This is a genomic window from Gordonia aurantiaca (assembly GCF_039939235.1).
In the GTDB taxonomy this organism is placed as follows: Bacteria; Actinomycetota; Actinomycetes; order Mycobacteriales; family Mycobacteriaceae; genus Gordonia.
This window is the reverse complement of record NZ_JBDUUF010000001.1, coordinates 523,401-540,017: the sequence shown is the minus strand read 5'-3', so window position 1 is coordinate 540,017 and position 16,617 is coordinate 523,401. Positions and strand designations below refer to the sequence as shown.

Sequence of the window (16,617 nt, the reverse complement as noted above, 5' to 3'; positions counted from 1 at the left end):
CGCAACCCCCTTGACATGTCGAATATTCGACATTAAGTGTTGACAATGTGACACCGACGGTAGGTGACCCCGAGCGGACGCGTCAACCGGCGCGGCCCGCGTCGCCGCCGACCGCCCGCGTGGTCCACATCGTCGAACTCCTGGCCACCACCGATCAGCGGTCGCTGACCCTTGCCGAGATCGTCCGCCAGACCTCGCTGTCGCGCGCCACGGCGCACGCGATCGTCTCGGAACTGACCGACCACGGCTGGCTGCGCCGCGATCCGGCGACCGGACGCTACGGTCTCGGCCCGGGGTTCGTGGCACTGGCCCGCAGGGCCGGCGGCACCGATCAACTCCAGCGATGGGCCGCAGAGGCCACGCGTGACCTCTGCGATCGGTTCGGCATCCCGTTCTTCGTGGCCCGGCGCGCGTCGTCGGACGTCCTCACGCTCGCGGCGCACGCCTTCCCACCGCACCTCGCACCCGAATCCGACCCGCATCCGTGGCTGCGCGACGGCAGCCGGATCCGGATCCGCCCGCCGATCTGCCGGGAGTTCGTGGCGTTCGATCCGCCCGAGGACAGGGAGGCGTGGATTGCACGGGCGGCCGAGTCCACCCGCACGCGATTGCGCATGGCGCTCGACGTCGTCGCCGAACGCGGATACTCGATCGAGCGGATGACCGATGACCATGTGGCCGTCATCGAGGCGCTCGGCTCGCTCGACACCGTGCCCGAGACACTGCGCAGCCGCGTGGGTGACCTGCTCACAGAGTTGTCCGTCGTCGACTACCTCCCGGAGGAACTCGAAGCCGCCGCGGAAGCCGGCGTCGCGGTCGTGACCATCGGCGCGCCCGTCTTCGACGAAGCCGGCTCGGTCGTCGCTTCCGTGGTGGCCTGCCCCAACGCGACGCTCCCCCTCGCCGGATTCCACGAGCTGGCCGACGCCACGCGCGCGAGCGCCGAGGCGATCACCGCACAGCTGCGCTGACATCGTCGACGGCGCCGATGAGTTCGACCGGTCGCCGCGGTCACACCCTCTGACGGTATTCACCTGAAGAGGAGACGGACCGATGGCCGCGACCTACACATTCGACATCTTCACCAGCCTCGACGGATTCGGTTCGTACGCCGAGCCCGGGGACTGGGGCGGCTACTGGGGCAGACAAGGATCCGAACTCCTCGCCCACCGCGCCGGGCAGTTCACCCGACAACAGCGGATGGTATTCGGCGGCAACACGTTCCGTGAGTTCGTCACGATGACCGGCCAGGCCGGACCCGACTCGGAGTTCTTCGACCCGTGGGTGCAGGCGATGCGCCGGACCCCGGCGACCGTGGTGTCGTCGACGATCACCGACACCGGCGGCTGGCCCGACGCGACGGTCGTCGGCGGCGACGGCGTCGAGATCGCGCGCCGGCTGAAGGGTGAATCCGACCTCCCGCTGCGCTCACACGGCAGCCTCTCGCTCAACCGGGCGCTTGCGGCGGCGGGTCTGATCGACCGCATCCAGGTGACGATCTTTCCGGTGTTGACCGGCGCCTGTGGAACCTCCCCGGTCTTCGCGGGGTTCGACGACTTCGACCTCGAACTCCTCTCGAGCCGCGTGCTCGACGGGCGCACCCAGGAACTCGTGTACCGGCCGACCCTGCACCGTCCGGGCGAATGACGCGCCGGCGGAAATGGGTAACGCCCGGAGCCCGTTGCGGCGACAATCCCTGTGAGCCGCGCCACACGCGCGTTCCGACAAGGTGAGGAGTTCGACATGGCCCGGACACACAAAATCACCCGGGCGGTTGCCGCTGCGACGTCACTCCTGGCCGCCGCGGCGGTCGGCCTGGCGGGCGCGGGACAGGCCGATGCGTCGCCCTCCCGCGAGTACCCGCTGTCGACGTGCGTGGGCGTGTCGCCGAACATCGTCGACGTGCCGTTCCTGGCCCGCCGCGCCATCGTCAGCACCTACGACGGCAACGCCTACATCGCCACCGATTTCCCCAGCTACTTCCCGGGCGGCTACCAGTCGACGGCCCGCCTCGACTGGCACAACCCCGCCACCGGCAAGCGCGGGAGCAAGGTCAGCAACACCCGCGTGAACCCGCCCTATCAGGGCGTCCATTACTTCGTCATCCCGCTGGGCCAGATCGGCCGCGGCAGGGTGAACGTCACGTTCGGCGCGGTCAACCGCAACGCACTGTGGGCCATTCCGTCGACGAGTTGCAGCGGGACCATCAACATCCCCTGACCGCAGAACCGGGAAGGCTACCAACCAAGCACTTGCTAGGTTAGGCTCGTGGGCATGAGTGATGCCGTGATCCCGCCCGCACTCGGGCCCGACGACCTCGGCCCGGACACCACGCCGGTCGCCTACGAGGTCGGCGGCCCCGAGTCCGCGGTCGCGTACGTGACGCTGAACCGACCCGAGTACCGCAACGCCCAGAACTCGGTGATGACCTATTCGCTCGACGCGGCCTTCCGCAAGGCCGTCGACGACGCATCGGTCAAGGTGATCGTTCTCCGTGCGAACGGCAAACACTTCTCCGCGGGCCACGACATCGGCACCCCCGAACGCGACTTCGACACCTACTACGACAACGTCGCCGTCCTGCACTGGGACCACACCGACAAGACCGGCGCAGACCAGCGTCTCGCCCGCGAGATGGAGGTCTACATGGGGATGTGCCGCCGCTGGCGCGAGATCCCCAAGCCGGTCATCGCCCAGGTCCACGGCGCCTGCATCGCCGGCGGACTGATGCTGGCGTGGATCTGCGACTTCATCGTCGCCTCCGACGACGCGTTCTTCTCCGACCCCGTGGCACGGATGGGCATCCCGGGTGTCGAGTACTTCGCCCACGCCTTCGTCCTCGGTCCGCGCCGGGCGAAGGAGATCCTGTTCACCGGCGAGCGATTCACCGCAACCCAGGCAGCCGACTGGGGGATGGTCAACCACGTCGTCAGCCGCGATCAGCTGGCGGCCAAGGTGAACGAGATCGCCGAGAAGGCGGTCGCGATGCCGATGCAGGGGCTGTTCCTCAGCAAGAAGGCCGTCAACATCTGCGAGGACCAGATGGGCATGCGCAACGCGATGGACTCGGTGTTCGGTTGGCATCACTTCGCCCACGCCGCCAACGCCGAGGCCGGCGGCGACTCGCTCGGCGGCATGGACGCCAAGTCCATGAAGGCCGCGGGCTCGTCCGTGCCGTCGGGAGCGGGTGGCTGACATGGACCTGCTCTTCGACGACGCCGCCGACGAATTCCGCGCGGAGGTCCGCGCCTGGCTCGCCGAACACGTGCCGAGAGAACCGTTGCCGTCCATGGACACCGCGGAGGGCTTCGAGGCCCACCGCGAGTGGGAACGCGAGATGGCCGCCGACCGCATGTCCGTGGTGAGCTGGCCCGAGGAGTACGGCGGACGCGACGCACCGCTGCTCCACTGGGTCATCTTCGAGGAGGAGTACTACCGGGCCGGCGCACCGGGGCGTGTCAGCCAGAACGGCATTTTCCTGCTGGCACCCACCCTGTTCGAACACGCCCACCCGGCCCAGCTCGAACGGATCCTGCCGAGAATGGCACGCGGCGACGACATCTGGGGCCAGGCGTGGAGCGAGCCGGAGGCCGGCAGCGACCTCGCCTCCCTGCGGTCGACCGCCACGCGCACCGACGGCGGCTGGCTGCTCAACGGACAGAAGACCTGGAGCTCACGGTCGAGTTTCGCCGACCGCGCCTTCGGGTTGTTCCGCACCGACAAAGAGGCCCAGCGCCACAGGGGCCTCACCTACTTCATGTTCGACCTGCGCGCCGAGGGCGTCACGGTACGTCCCATCGCCCAACTCGACGGCGAGCCCGGCTTCGCGGAGCTGTTCCTGGAGAACGTCTTCGTGCCCGACGACCCGGACAACCCCGGCGAGTCCGGGGTGATCGGCACCGTCAACGACGGCTGGCGGGTCGCGATGAGCACCGCCGCCAACGAACGCGGACTGTCGCTGCGCGCGCCGGGACGGTTCCTGGCGACCACCGACCGGCTCGTCGACCTGTGGCGGTCGCGGCGCGACGAGGTGCCGTCGACGGCGAACGTCGACGCACGGGTCGCCGACGCCTGGATCGGATCGCGCGCCTACGAGTTGTCGACCTGGCAGACCGTGAGCCGGCTCGCATCCGGTGGCCAGTTGGGCATGGAGTCGTCGATCAACAAGGTGTTCTGGTCGCAGTGGGACATCGCCGCCCACGAGACCGCCCTGGACCTGCAGGGGCCGGACGCCGAACTCCACGACGACTGGATGGACGGATACCTGTTCTCCCTGTCGGGCCCGATCTATGCGGGTACCAACGAGATCCAACGCAATGTCATCGCCGAGCGGCTGCTCGGCCTTCCCCGCGGAGACCGCTGATCTCATGGACTTTCAACTCTCCGACATCCACACCGACCTGGCCGCGACCGTCGACGCCATGCTCGGCAAGGCCGACATGCCGACCGCTGCGCGCGCATGGGCGGCCGGCGACCGGACGGCCGTCACCAAGGTCTACTCGCAACTCGCCGACGCGGGGATCTGCGGTCTCCTCATCGACGAATCCCACGGCGGCAGCAGCGCCGGAGCCGTGGAGATGGTCGTCGCCGTCGAACAGCTCGGCCGCCACTGCGCTCCCGGACCGATCGTGGAAAGCGTTGCGGTCCTGCCCATCCTGTTGCGTGACGCCGACGTGAACGGTCCGCTCAACCTCCTGGCCGAGGGGCGGCTGGCGACCTGCGCCATCCCCCCGCTGCAGCCGCTGGCCGCCGACGTCGAGTCGGCCGACGTATACGTCGTCGAGGACGGCGTGCTGTCGACCGGGCGGGTGGTGAGCACCGAGAAGACGGTCGACCCGACCCGCACCCTGTCGCGGGTCGAACCGGACGAGACCCTCGCCACCGGCGTCGACCCGTCCGACGCGGTCGACGCCGGCGCGCTGGCCACCGCGGCCGAACTGCTCGGCCTCGGACAGACGATGCTCACCCTGGCCAGTGAGTATGCGCAGTCGCGCAAGCAGTTCGGGCGTCCGATCGGCTCCTTCCAGGCGGTCAAGCACCAGCTCGCCGATGTCGCGATCGCGCTCGAGATGGCGCGCCCATTGGTCCATGCGGCGGCGCTCGGCATCGACGGTCAGGTGCCCGAGGGGACCAACGTCTCTCGGGACGTCTCGGCCGCGAAGGTCGCCGCCGCCGACGCCGCGCACCTGGCGGCCCGGCGTTCGCTGCAGGTACTCGGCGCGATCGGCTACACCGCCGAACACGATCTGTCCCTGTACATCACCAAGACGCGTGCGCTCCTGTCCGCCTGGGGATCGCCCGCCGTCCACCGTCGACGCATCCTGGAGACGCTGTGACCGACACCCTCTCGATCTCCGCCGAGGAACGCCAGGCGCTCGCCGAGGCCGTACGCGACCTGCTACGACGCCGCGGCGACACCGCGTCGGTGCGCAAGGCGATGGCCTCGCCCGGCCGCATCGACCGGGGCCTGTGGCAGACGCTGTGCGCCGAGATCGGCGTGGCCGCGCTGCCGATCCCGGAGGAGTCCGGCGGTGCCGGCGCGTCGTGGGCCGAACTCGCGGCGGTCCTCGAGGAGCTCGGCGCCGCGCTGAGTCCGGTCCCGGCCTTCGGGTCAGCGGTCCTGGCGACCGGCGCGCTGCTGTACTCGCGGGATTCGGAGCCGGCCGAGCGGTTGTTGCCCGAGCTGTCCACCGGTGAACGCACGGCCGCGCTGTGCTGGGCGGGCGAACGCGGCTGGGACACGCCGGGAGTCCGGGCAGAGGCCGGGCTGCTCACCGGTACCGCACATTTCGTCATCGATGCGGAGACCGCCGACACGTTGCTCGTGCTGGCGTCCGGTTCGGGTGAGCACATCACCCTGCACGAGGTGGCGGCCGGCGCGGAAGGTGTGACGATCTCGCCGTTGCCGCTGCTCGACCCGACCCGGAGCCTGTCGACGGTGCGATTCGACGAGGTCGCGTCGACCCCGATCCCGACGCCGGCCGATCTGGCGGAGCGGCTGCGCGCGCTCGGGTGGGCGCTGCTGTCGGCCGAGCAGGTCGGTGCCGCGCAACGTGCACTGGACCTGACCGTCGACTACACCAAGTCGCGCAAGCAGTTCGGCCGCACGATCGGCTCGTTCCAGGCGCTCAAGCACCGGATGGCCGACATGTACGTCCTCGTCGAGACCGCACGGTCGATCTCGCGGGCCGCGGTCGCGGCCGTGTCCGCCGACGCCCCGGAATCCGCCGACCTCGCGCTCGCCGCGCACGTGTACTGCTCGGATGCCTACCGCCGCATCGCCGGCGAGGCCATCCAGTTGCACGGCGGCATCGGCATCACCTGGGAGCACGACATCCAGCTGTATTTCAAACGCGCCCAGGCGACGTCGCAGCTGCTGGGTGCGCCGCACACGGCCGTGACAGAGGTGGCCGAGCGGCTGCAGAAGACCGGCTGAGCGGCTACTCCGTGCCGAACCGGACCCGGTCGATGAGTTTCTCGACCGGGTCGGTGAGGAACAACAGCGCCAGCGGCCAGATCCCGGTCACCGGCGCGACGAGGGCGACGATCAGGGCCACGGTCAGCAACAACAGGGTGCCCCGGCCTCCCGATGTCCGCTTCCAGGATTCGGCGGCCTCGTGTTCGACCAGCAAATCCGGGTGCCGCTGTCCCCACTGGGAGATGCCGACGAGGCACGCCACCGACACCGCGAGGGTGCCGATGTAGAGGCTGTTGGCCCACTCCACGCGACTGTCGTCGACCATCGCCGTGGTGAACGGCAACACGACGATGGTGAACAGCCAGACGAAGTTCAGGTTCATCAGTACCGAGTCGTAGGACGCGAAGTACTCCATCGTGCGGTGGTGCTGGCGCCAGAGAATCCAGATCACCACGAAGCTGACGACGAAGCTGGTGATCTCGAGCGAGTGATCGCCCACCAGCTCCGCGACCGAGGTCTCGTGGTCGTCGTGCAGGTCGTTGGTGATGTCGACCAGCGGGAGCACCAGCAGCGTCAGCGCGATCGCCACGACGGCGTCGGTGAACGCGACCAGACGGGTCAGGCCTTCCGACGAGCGCAGATTCTCCGGTTCTGCCATGGAAGAAATGTAGTTCCGGGTCGGACCGTCCGCGCGGCGATCGGGCGGGGCGCAGTTCTTCGCGGGGACGCCCTCCCTACTGCCTCCGGCGCCGGGGAATCGGCTCCTCGGGGTCGGCGATGAGCCGTAGAACGTCCACCGGGTCCACGGACTCACCCCGCTCGACCGCCCGGGTCAGCACCTGGACCAGGTCGTCGAGACGCTCCTCGGCGGTCGCGCGTGGCACGGGACCATCCCGCCAGGGCCCGATGATGCGGTAGATGATGTGAAGCGGTTCGCGGAAGTTCCCGGCGTGGCGGACCGCCCAGGATCGCACCTCGTCGAGATCGCGGCTGATGGGCGGAACCTCCCCGCCGGGGAGCGCCACCTGGTGAAGCTGCCCTTGCGAATTGGGAAGGCCGACGCTGTACTGCACGGAGCTGCGGCTGCTGGTCACCGGCCATCCTCCCCGAGTGTCTTCGTGCACCCGTCGCACGATCCGATCAGCGGAAGGGTACCGGCGTCACGGCGACCCGCAACACGCACGTGCTCACCCTCCGAACGCCGCCGCCACCGTCTCCACGTCGAGTCCGTAGTCCGACAGCTGATACCGGTGCTGCGGCTTGCGCGGCCCGGACTTGCTCTCCTCGTCGAGCGCGACGACCGCGGCCCGGGCGGCATCCGACATCGGTGTTCCGAGCGCCTCGTAGACACGCTCGACGGTGCCGATCGGATCCGAGCGCAGGTCCGCGAAGTCGATGTCGAGGAACTGTGCCGGGTCGTACTTCTGGCGGGCCTTCGAGAACTCCCGAAGCCCGCGTGACCACAGTTCGAGCTGGTCGCGCCCGATCTGGTCGCCGGTGAACGTCGTCGAGTAACCGCGGGTGGCGTGATCGGCGAGGCTGCACATCGACGCGATGATCGTGGTCGGTGCGCGATGGGTCTGGATCACCAGCGCATCCGGGTAGGCGGCCATGAGCGCGTCGAGCGCGAACAGGTGGCTCGGGTTCTTCAGAACCCATCGCTTACCGGGATCGTTGAGGCCGATCAGCTGCAGGTTCTTGCGGTGCCGCCGGTACGCCGGCGTCCAGTCCTGCCGCGCGAGCCACTGGGAGTACGTGGGGATGTGGGCGAGCGACTCGTACGAGATCGACATGACCGACTGCCGCAGCAGCTGCCAACACTCCTCGACCTCGGCGGCGTCCATGTAGTGCAGCCCCATGAACTCGGGGTTCTCGACGTGGTGCTGCGCGAAACCCGCCTGGATCTGCGCAAAGACCGGATTGTCCGCCCAGGTGTCGCGCGGCGGCCGCGGCTGCGGGAACTCCGCCAGCCACATCTCCAGTCCCTGGTGGTCGGGATCGGCCGCGAGGAGTCGATGCAATGCCGTGGTCCCGGTGCGGGGCAGTCCGGTGACGAAGACCGGCCGGCTGATCTCGACGTCGGCGTGTTCGGGATGCGCCTTCCACGACGCCTCGCTCAGCAGCCGCGCGACGAGCGCGCCCTTCAGGAAGAACCGGAACATCTTGCTGCCGAGTTCGGTCAGCCCGGCCTCCGTGCGATACGACTCGAGCAGGATGCCCAGCGGTTCCAGGTAGTCGGTGTCCCCGAAGTCGTCGAGGCCGGTGGCCCGGGTCGCCGAGGCGTGCAGGTCCTCGATGGTGCCGACATCGGTGCGTTCAGCACTAGTCATGGAATTCACCGCAATTCACGTCGAGGGTGTGGCCGGTGATCGCCCGCGCCATCGGCGACGCGAGGAAGACGACGGCGTCGGCGATCTCGTCGGGTTCGGGCAGACGCTTCAGGTCGGATCTCGACGCCGTCTGCTCGTACACCTGCTCCGGCGTGATGCCGTATTTCTTGGCGATCTCCCCGAAGTACCACTTGAGCTGGTCGTCCCAGATGTACCCAGGTGCAACCGAATTGATCCGGATGCCCTTGTCACCCAACTCGGTGGCGAGCGTCTGCGACATCGCGAGCAACGCCGACTTGGCGATCTTGTAACTGCCGTAGCGGGGTTCGGAGTGGCGGATCACCATCGAGTTGATGTTGACGATCGAGCCCTTCGCCGCGGCAAGCGCGTCGGTGAACTCCTTGATGACGCGCAACGTTCCCACCACGGTGACCTCGAGACTGTTCGTGATCTGCTCGAAACCGGTGCGGCCCAGCGGTTTCATCGACGGCAAAGCGAATGCGTTGTTGACCAGCACGTCCGCACGGCCGAACTCGGCGAGTGTGGTCGACACGAGGTTGGCCACCGCGGCGTCGTCGGTGATGTCGGTCGGCACGACCAGCGATGTCCCGCCGGCCGCGTCGACCTCCGCGGCAACCTCCTTCAACCGCGACTCGGTCCGGGCGGCGAGCACGACGCGTGCACCTTCGGCGGCGGCACGCAGGCAGATCGACCGCCCGAGTCCCGGTCCGACACCGGATACGACGACCACCTTGTCGCCGAGCAGACCACTCATCCCAGCATCCTTTCGGCGAATGCGCGCTGACGTGCGGCGATCCGGTCCCTCCAGCCCGCCTCGTCGATCTTGTTCTGCGCGAAGTACGGCAGGTGATCACCCACCTCGTCAATCGGCACGACGACCGCCGTCGGCCCGAGTTCCGGCCCGATCGGCGAGTCCACACGCTGCCAGCGGAACTGCAGGATCCCCTTGGCGCGGCCGGTGGTCTCGATCCAGTTCGCGATCCCGGGATCGCGGTGCGCGACCACCATCCGGATCATCCCGTCCGGATCGACCTGCGCCTGAGCAGAATTGAGGCTGGTCTGGTGATTGACGTAGTCGAGCGAGATGTACCACATGCTCCCGAGCTGGAAACCCTGGTACGGCGCATCGGATTTCGGGATCGTGATGACCATCGCCTCGTCGGGCGCCAAGCGGTAGTGCCCGACCGAGGAGAACTGGGTGCTCAGACCCCCCGGCGTCTGCCGCGGCGGGGTGAAGGTGTTGACCGGTTCGTCGAGATAGAACCACTTGGGGAAGTTGAACCACGTGTTGATGCGCGCGAGAAGCATCTTCCCGGCGGTCGCGTAGCGTCGCGCGACCCGCGCCAGATCGGGTTCGGCCGGTGCGGTGCCGACGGTGTCGACCCGCTCGATGGTGATCGAGCCCTTGCGCTCGGTCCAGTCCGAATACACCTCCCGCACCGCCAGCATGGACGCGCCCTCACCGAGCGGGAAATAGTTGTCGGGTGGGTCGGGGATCGCCGGACCGAAGGTCAGCTCGAACGTACCGTCGGCCGCGATCTGCAGGCGCCGGTCGTCGAAGGCGTCCTCGCCGCCGGGCACCGTGGACGGCGTGTAGTCACCGCGCAACACCTGGAAACTGAGATCCGTTGTGGTGCCCCGGCGTCCACGCACCAGATAGGTTCCGGTCGGTTCGACGTCGGCGTGGTAGTAGAGCGTGTCGGGGTTGTCGAGACCCATCTTGGTCGACGGACCGGTCGACGTGACGAAGTTCGGATGCGACAGCGACCGCGCCCGGACCAGCTGGACGATGGCCGCGATGCTGCCCGCGAGGTAGTCGAAGCCCTCGGCGAGATCCTGCTCCGTCTCGGCGAATTCGGCCGACGCGATCAGCTTCTCGGCCTCCGCGATCGCATCGGTGAGTGGCGCGGTGATGTCGGCCGGGACGGCGAATTCGCTCGAGCTCATAGCCAGGTGTCTCCTCCGGTCCAGGTCAAGAAGTGTTCGAGCTCGGCCTGGGCCGGTGTGACCCGCGGGTGTTCGGTGGACAGGTAGCCGCCGCGGTAGAACAGCAGCGGCCGATCCTGCAGCACCTCGCCGAGCAGACGCACCCGCCCGATGACGATGTGGTGATCGCCGCCATCTGTGACACGTTCGATGTCGCACTCCACCCAGGTCAGGCCGTGTCGGATGACCGGCAGGCCCGTCGGGGACGGATCCCAGGTGATGTTGCGGAACTTGTCGTCACCCGGCGCGCCGAACGCCGCGCTCACGTCCTGCTGCCGGTTGGACAGCACGTTCACGACGAACTTGCCGTTGTTCTCGATGGCCTTCCAGCTCCGCGAGGTCTTCATCGGGCAGAACAACACAAGCGGCGGGTCGAGCGAGAGCGCGACGAACGACTGACACGCGAACCCGACGGGTTTCTCGGCGTCGTCGAGCGTGGTGATCACCGTGACGCCGGTGCAGAACTGGCCCATCGCGGTCCGGAACTGACGGGAGTCGAACTCCTCGGTGCCGTATGGAGTCTGTGCCATATCGGTGCCGGGCCGTCTCAGTTCTTGAACCCGACGCTGAAGTCGTGCCCCCAGAGACTGACGGCCGTACTCTCCCGAGCCACCCACTCGTCGTCGTTGACGGTCCTTCCCTCACAACCGAATTCGACGTCGAAACCGCCAGGCGTCTTCATGTAGAACGACAGCATCAGGTCGTTGACGTGCCGACCGAGCGTGGCCGACATCGGCACCTTGCGACGTAGCGCGCGGTCGAGGCACAGGCCGACGTCGTCGGAGTTCTCCACCTCCACCATCAGATGCACGATCCCGGTGCTGTTCGGGATCGGGAGGAACGCCAGCGAGTGGTGACGCGGGTTGCAGCCGAGGAACCGCAGCCACGGGACCTCGTCGCCCTCTTCGCGTCCCACCACCTGCGGGGGCAGCCGCATGGAGTCGCGCAGCTTGAATCCGAGGACGTCACGGTAGAACTCGAGGGCGGCCTTGTCGTCGGTGCAGGTCAGCACGACGTGGCCGAGGCCCTGTTCCTCGGTGACGAACCGGTGCCCGTACGGGCTCACGACGCGCCGGTGCTCGAGCGCGGCGCCGTGGAACACCTCGAGGGTGTTGCCGGCCGGGTCGGAGAAGCTGATCAGTTCGGCGACGCGCCGGTCGGCGAGCTCCTCGTCCTTGCCCTCCCGGTACACGACGCCCGCACGGGACAGCCGGTCCCGGACCTCCTGCAGCCCTTCGGCGTTCGCGACCTCCCAGCCCGAGCACGCCAGCCGGTCGTGGTCCGACGGCACGATGACCAGACGCGCCGGGAAATCGTCCATCCGCAGGTAGAGGGCCCCCTCGGTGATGCCCTTGCCCTCGACCATGCCCAGGACCTTCAGCCCGAACTCGCGCCAGGCCGGGATGTCGGTCGCCTCGATCCTCATGTACCCCAGCGATCGGATCGGACAGTCACTCATCTCCACGACACTCCTCGTGTGGTTGTGTTTGGCGGAATCCGGATCAGACCATCGTGTCGCCGATGGGAATCCCGAACTCGCCGTTGCCGAATGCGACGTAGGCGCGCTCCGGGTCGTTGGCCGCGTGAACCCGGCCGGCATGCGCGTCGCGCCAGAACCGCTGGATCGGGGTGCCGTTCTCGAGCGCGTGTGCGCCGGAGTTCTCGAAGAGCCGGTCGATGGCCGAGATCGCGCGTCCGGTGGCGCGGACCTGGTCACGCCGTGCGGCCAGGCGCAACTCCATCGGGATCTCCTCGCCGGCGAGGATCAGGTCGTATTCGGCCTGCAGGTTGCCCGTCAACTGTCGCCATGCGGCGTCGATGTCGCTGGCCGCCTCGGCGATCCTGACCTTCGCGAACGGGTCGTCCTTGGCCTTCTCCCCCGCGTACGCGGCGCGGACACGCTTGCCCTGATGCTCGACGTGGGCGCGGTAGGCCCCGTACGCCATGCCGACGATCGGCGTCGAGATCGTGCTGGGGTGGATGGTGCCCCAGGGCATCTTGTAGACCGGGGCGGTGTTGACCTCCAGGCCCGGGCTCTGCCCCATCGACATCGTGCGCATGCTCAGCATGCGGTGACGCGGGACGAAGACGTCCTTGACCTCGAGCGTGTTGGAACCGGTGCCGCGCAGGCCGACGACGTTCCACACGTCCTTGATGGTGTAGTCCTCGCGCGGGATCAGGAAGCTCACGAAGTCGACCGGCTTGCCGTCCTTGATCACCGGGCCGCCGACGAACGCCCAGTCCGCGGTGTCACATCCCGACGACCAGGCCCACGAGCCGTTGACCTTGTAGCCGCCGTCGACGACCTCGCCCATGCCCATCGGCGCGTACGACGACGAGATGCGGACGTTGGGGTTCTTGCCCCACACGTCCTCCTGCGCCTGCTGGTCGAAGAGGGCGAGGTGCCAGTTGTGGATGCCGATGATGCCCGCGACCCAGCCGGTCGAGCCGCACGCCGACGCGATCCGACGGACCGCCTCGTAGAAGGTCACCGGGTCGACCTGGTAACCGCCCCACTGTTCGGGCTGCATCAGCTTGAAGAACCCCGCCGTCTCCAGGCTGGACACGGTCTCGTCGGGAATCCGCCGCAGATCCTCGGTGGCCTGGGCACGCTGCTCGATCTCCGGGAGCAGGGCGTTGATCTTCTCCAGGACCTGCTCGGCGGCTTCGCTCCGTTGTGCTGGCATCTCGCCTGCTCCTACCTGTCTCTCGTCAGCCGGACCGGCCGGCCGCTTAACCCATCGGGTTCGAGATTAGAACACGTTCTCATTTCTGTCGAGCACTGGGACTTTGTGCCCATGTACAGGCGTGATCGCGAATCCGACACATGATCGTCCATGAGAATTTGAAACGTGTTCTAGTATCGGGGACAGTGGTTCCATGCGACACCAGTCACAGACAGGAGAGGGCAAATGTCATCTGCACCCGACACGATGAGCCCGAGCACCCCCGGTTCCCCGCGCGAGAGCGACGCCGAGGTGGGTATCCGGGAGATCGACACCGGCGCACCCCCCACCCGGTTCGCCCGCGGGTGGCACTGCCTCGGACTGGTGCGGGAGTTCGACGACGGGAAGCCGCACTCGGTCCAGGTCTTCGGCACCAAGCTGGTCGTCTGGATCGACACCAAGGGTGAGCTGAACGTCCTCGACGCGTACTGCCGGCACATGGGCGCGGACCTGTCGCAGGGCAAACTCGACGGCGACAACGTCGCGTGCCCGTTCCACGGCTGGAAGTGGAAGGGCAACGGCCGCTGCGCCGACGTGCCGTACGCCAAGCGCAACCCGAAGCTGGCCAAGACCCGCTCGTGGCCGTCGATGATCCGCAACGGGCAGGTATTCGTCTACAACGACCCGGAGGGCGATCCGCCGCCGGAGGAGTGCATCATCCCGGCGCTCGACGAGTACGGCTCCGACGAATGGACCGATTGGACCTGGAATCGCATCGTGATCGAGGGTTCCAACTGCCGCGAGATCATCGACAACGTCGTGGACATGGCGCACTTCTACTACGTCCATTTCGCGTTGCCGGATTACTTCAAGAACGTCTTCGAGGGCGAGATCGCCGCGCAGTACATGAATTCGCACGGCCGCCCCGACGTCACGCTGGGAACCAATTACGGTGACAGCCGCCTGGAATCGATCGCCGCGTATTACGGACCGTCGTACATGCTCAACCCGATGGTCCAGTACTACGGCGAGTACGCGGTCGAGACCATTCTGACCAACTGCCACTACCCGATCGACGAGAACAATTTCGTGCTGATGTACGGCGTGATGGCGAAGGTCCCCGAGGGACTCACCCCGGAGCAGGCGTCGAAGATGGCCTACAAGATCAGCAAGGGCGTCGAGGTGGGCTTCCTCCAGGACGTCGAGATCTGGAAGCACAAGACCCGCATCGAGAACCCGCTCCTCGTCGAGGAGGACGGTCCGGTGTACCAGCTGCGGCGCTGGTATGAGCAGTTCTACGTCGACAAGGCCGACGTCACCGAGGAGATGACCGGCCGCTTCGAGTACGAGATCGACACGACGAAGGCCCTCGAGAGTTGGGGCGTGGAGATCGAGGAGAACCTGCGACGTCAGCGCGAGGAGGCCGAGAAGGCCGAGACCGACGCCGACCCGTCGGAGAAGGCGCAGGTCTGACGATGACCCGGGCCGCAGCACGGACGCGCGGATGGGCCAAGGCGCCGGATTTCAGCAACGATCCGGAGCGTGCGGCCCGGGTTCACGCTGCGACGCAGCGCGACCGCGAGCACTATCTGGCCGCCGGGTTCCACGAGATCGAGTGCCGCGCCTGCCATGCGTGCGTCCTGGTGAAGAAGACCAGTCCGTTCCACACCACGGTGCAGTGGAACGCCGAGGCCCGCAGCAGGTGCCAGGGCCTCGACCAGATGCGCGCCGGCGTGGACGGCAACGGACCGTTGTTGCCGGGCGCGATGATGCCGACCTGTGTGCGCCTGTCGGCGAGCATCGACCACGCGGTCGCAGAGGGGATCATCCCTGCGGAATCGCCCGAATCCGATCCCGACGGTTATTGGTGAGACGAATTCACGGCGATCGTCTATGAGTGATCTCTGATCACACCAATAATCATTCGCCCCAAGCATCACAATGATCACACCTTCATCACACGTCGAAAACTAATGGCGACAGGCCCGGTGCCAATCCGCCAAGGTTTTCGACATGCCCGATTTGCGTACTCGCGCGAGGCGAGTCACCTGTGTAGTTGCTCTCTCGGCCGCATTGTCCGTCGGCGTGCCGTTCATCGGTTCGCCGTTCGCCGACGCGGGCCGGGCCGCGGCGATCGGTTCCAGCTCCGGGTCCAGTGACTCGACGGGATCGGTGCCGATCTACCTTCCCGTGCCCACGCCCGCGGGGATCACCGCGCTCGGTGCGGCCATGACCCAGATCGGCAAGCCGTACAGATGGGGCGGCACCGGCCCGCACTCCTGGGACTGCTCGGGCCTGGTCCAATGGGCGTTCTCGGTGGCCGGCGTGAAGCTGCCCCGCACCAGCCAGCAGCAGGCGAAGGTCGGGCACGCGATCCCGTTCTACGCGCTCGCCCCCGGCGACATCATCATCTTCCGCCGCGACGCCGGTCACGTCGGCATCTACGCGGGCGGCGGGCTGGTGTTCAACGCCTACGGCAGCGGCGTCCCGACCGGTTTCACCAAGCTGAAGGACTTCGGCTACATCAAGACGATTCGTCGTATCGGCTGACCGGCCCGGTGTCGGTGGGATGAGCCGACCCGGTCGCCCGCGCCGGCCACACCAGGCCGGCGATCCCGAACACCACCATGACGAGGAGCGCGATCGGGACCACCACGGTCCCGATCAGTCCGTAACCCGGGTCCATCGTCGGGAGTTCGAGATCGAGAGCCTGTGCCACCCGATCGGAGAACAGGTGGGCGGCCGGGTCGGTCATCGTCCGGACGCCGACCACGAGCACGACGATCGACGCCACCCCGATCAGACCGATCGCCGCCGGGCGCAGGCGCTCCCTCCGCCACGCCGACGCGGCGATCACCGCGATGACGACACCGGCCACGACGACCGTCAGACCCGGCCGCTCGGTGTTGTCCTCGAAGAAGAAGGCCACGTCCTCATCGCTCGCCCCCGGAACCGTGACGCGTCCGAGACCGGTGATGGACGGTTGCACGCCCTCGTCGGTGCTTCCCCACTCCACCTGGGCGAACAACACCAGGAGGAGTCCACCGGCGAGGGCGGCGGGCCACACCCACGCACGTAGCCGCTCGACGATGCCCCGTTGTGTCGTCATGGCATCAAGGTTGCCATCCCGGCCCCGTCGCGATGAGTTTGCGGGACGCTCGATGTCAGACCTGTGACAACGACACGAGTTCCACCG

Annotated in this window: 19 protein-coding genes; 10 read left to right on the top strand and 9 right to left on the bottom strand. The window is 67.6% G+C overall.

The features are described from left to right. Positions 1-47: 47 nt before the first annotated feature. From ABFT43_RS02465 to ABFT43_RS02435, 7 genes are all read left to right on the top strand, one after another. The gene (locus ABFT43_RS02465; RefSeq protein WP_347958808.1) at positions 48-971 is read left to right on the top strand and encodes an IclR family transcriptional regulator; all 924 of its coding nucleotides are present in this window, start codon (positions 48-50) and stop codon (positions 969-971) included. Positions 972-1,053: 82 nt separating this feature from the next. Beyond that, entirely contained in the window at positions 1,054-1,647 is a 594-nt protein-coding gene (locus ABFT43_RS02460; RefSeq protein ID WP_347958807.1) for a dihydrofolate reductase family protein, read from the top strand. 96 nt (positions 1,648-1,743) lie between these two features. Beyond that, positions 1,744-2,220 (top strand): hypothetical protein, encoded by a 477-nt coding sequence (locus ABFT43_RS02455; protein ID WP_347958806.1) that lies wholly within the window; start codon positions 1,744-1,746, stop codon positions 2,218-2,220. Positions 2,221-2,274: 54 nt separating this feature from the next. Continuing rightward, positions 2,275-3,195 carry an enoyl-CoA hydratase gene (locus ABFT43_RS02450; protein ID WP_347958805.1) on the top strand — a complete coding sequence of 307 codons (921 nt, stop codon included), beginning with the start codon at positions 2,275-2,277 and terminating at the stop codon, positions 3,193-3,195. A 1-nt stretch (position 3,196) separates the two neighbouring features. Continuing rightward, positions 3,197-4,363 carry an acyl-CoA dehydrogenase family protein gene (locus ABFT43_RS02445; RefSeq protein ID WP_347959250.1) on the top strand — a complete coding sequence of 389 codons (1,167 nt, stop codon included), beginning with the start codon at positions 3,197-3,199 and terminating at the stop codon, positions 4,361-4,363. Between the two features lie 4 nt (positions 4,364-4,367). Next, the gene (locus ABFT43_RS02440) at positions 4,368-5,336 is read left to right on the top strand and encodes an acyl-CoA dehydrogenase family protein (RefSeq protein ID WP_347958804.1); all 969 of its coding nucleotides are present in this window, start codon (positions 4,368-4,370) and stop codon (positions 5,334-5,336) included. After that, positions 5,333-6,436 carry an acyl-CoA dehydrogenase family protein gene (locus ABFT43_RS02435; RefSeq protein WP_347958803.1) on the top strand — a complete coding sequence of 368 codons (1,104 nt, stop codon included), beginning with the start codon at positions 5,333-5,335 and terminating at the stop codon, positions 6,434-6,436. The genes ABFT43_RS02440 and ABFT43_RS02435 overlap by 4 nt, the downstream gene beginning before the upstream one ends. Positions 6,437-6,440: 4 nt before the next feature. On the opposite strand, the gene ABFT43_RS02430 is transcribed toward ABFT43_RS02435, so the two are convergent. The 8 genes from ABFT43_RS02430 to hsaA all read right to left on the bottom strand — a co-directional run bounded on the left by ABFT43_RS02430 (position 6,441) and on the right by hsaA (position 13,442). Then, the gene (locus ABFT43_RS02430) at positions 6,441-7,076 is read right to left on the bottom strand and encodes a TMEM175 family protein (protein WP_347958802.1); all 636 of its coding nucleotides are present in this window, start codon (positions 7,074-7,076) and stop codon (positions 6,441-6,443) included. 76 nt (positions 7,077-7,152) lie between these two features. After that, a complete protein-coding gene (locus ABFT43_RS02425; protein WP_347958801.1) occupies positions 7,153-7,512 on the bottom strand; it encodes a hypothetical protein in 360 nt (119 codons plus the stop codon). Positions 7,513-7,605: 93 nt separating this feature from the next. Further along, positions 7,606-8,748, bottom strand: a complete 1,143-nt coding sequence (locus tag ABFT43_RS02420; RefSeq protein ID WP_347958800.1) for a sulfotransferase family protein — start codon at positions 8,746-8,748, stop codon at positions 7,606-7,608. Then, positions 8,741-9,523 carry an SDR family oxidoreductase gene (locus ABFT43_RS02415; protein ID WP_347958799.1) on the bottom strand — a complete coding sequence of 261 codons (783 nt, stop codon included), beginning with the start codon at positions 9,521-9,523 and terminating at the stop codon, positions 8,741-8,743. Before ABFT43_RS02415 ends, ABFT43_RS02420 begins: the two co-directional genes overlap by 8 nt. After that, positions 9,520-10,716 (bottom strand): hypothetical protein, encoded by a 1,197-nt coding sequence (locus ABFT43_RS02410; RefSeq protein WP_347958798.1) that lies wholly within the window; start codon positions 10,714-10,716, stop codon positions 9,520-9,522. Before ABFT43_RS02410 ends, ABFT43_RS02415 begins: the two co-directional genes overlap by 4 nt. Further along, complete coding sequence (gene hsaB, locus ABFT43_RS02405) at positions 10,713-11,285, bottom strand: 3-hydroxy-9,10-secoandrosta-1,3,5(10)-triene-9,17-dione monooxygenase reductase subunit (RefSeq protein WP_347958797.1); 573 nt, start codon at positions 11,283-11,285, stop codon at positions 10,713-10,715. Before hsaB ends, ABFT43_RS02410 begins: the two co-directional genes overlap by 4 nt. 17 nt (positions 11,286-11,302) lie before the next feature. Beyond that, complete coding sequence (gene hsaC, locus ABFT43_RS02400) at positions 11,303-12,214, bottom strand: iron-dependent extradiol dioxygenase HsaC (protein WP_347958796.1); 912 nt, start codon at positions 12,212-12,214, stop codon at positions 11,303-11,305. A gap of 43 nt (positions 12,215-12,257) precedes the next feature. After that, the gene (gene hsaA / locus ABFT43_RS02395) at positions 12,258-13,442 is read right to left on the bottom strand and encodes a 3-hydroxy-9,10-secoandrosta-1,3,5(10)-triene-9,17-dione monooxygenase oxygenase subunit (RefSeq protein ID WP_347958795.1); all 1,185 of its coding nucleotides are present in this window, start codon (positions 13,440-13,442) and stop codon (positions 12,258-12,260) included. A gap of 225 nt (positions 13,443-13,667) precedes the next feature. Between hsaA and ABFT43_RS02390 the strand changes: the two genes are divergently transcribed. The 3 genes from ABFT43_RS02390 to ABFT43_RS02380 all read left to right on the top strand — a co-directional run bounded on the left by ABFT43_RS02390 (position 13,668) and on the right by ABFT43_RS02380 (position 15,971). Next, positions 13,668-14,894 carry a Rieske 2Fe-2S domain-containing protein gene (locus ABFT43_RS02390; protein WP_347958794.1) on the top strand — a complete coding sequence of 409 codons (1,227 nt, stop codon included), beginning with the start codon at positions 13,668-13,670 and terminating at the stop codon, positions 14,892-14,894. Between the two features lie 2 nt (positions 14,895-14,896). Then, positions 14,897-15,292, top strand: coding sequence for a hypothetical protein (locus ABFT43_RS02385; protein WP_347958793.1), 396 nt, complete (start codon positions 14,897-14,899; stop codon positions 15,290-15,292). A gap of 142 nt (positions 15,293-15,434) precedes the next feature. Beyond that, entirely contained in the window at positions 15,435-15,971 is a 537-nt protein-coding gene (locus ABFT43_RS02380) for a C40 family peptidase (protein WP_347958792.1), read from the top strand. Here ABFT43_RS02380 and ABFT43_RS02375 read toward each other — a convergent pair. After that, on the bottom strand, positions 15,946-16,530 hold the full coding sequence (locus ABFT43_RS02375) for a hypothetical protein (protein ID WP_347958791.1): 585 nt from the start codon (positions 16,528-16,530) through the stop codon (positions 15,946-15,948). The two genes, ABFT43_RS02380 and ABFT43_RS02375, sit on opposite strands and share 26 nt — an antisense overlap. Between the last annotated feature and the right edge of the window lie 87 nt (positions 16,531-16,617).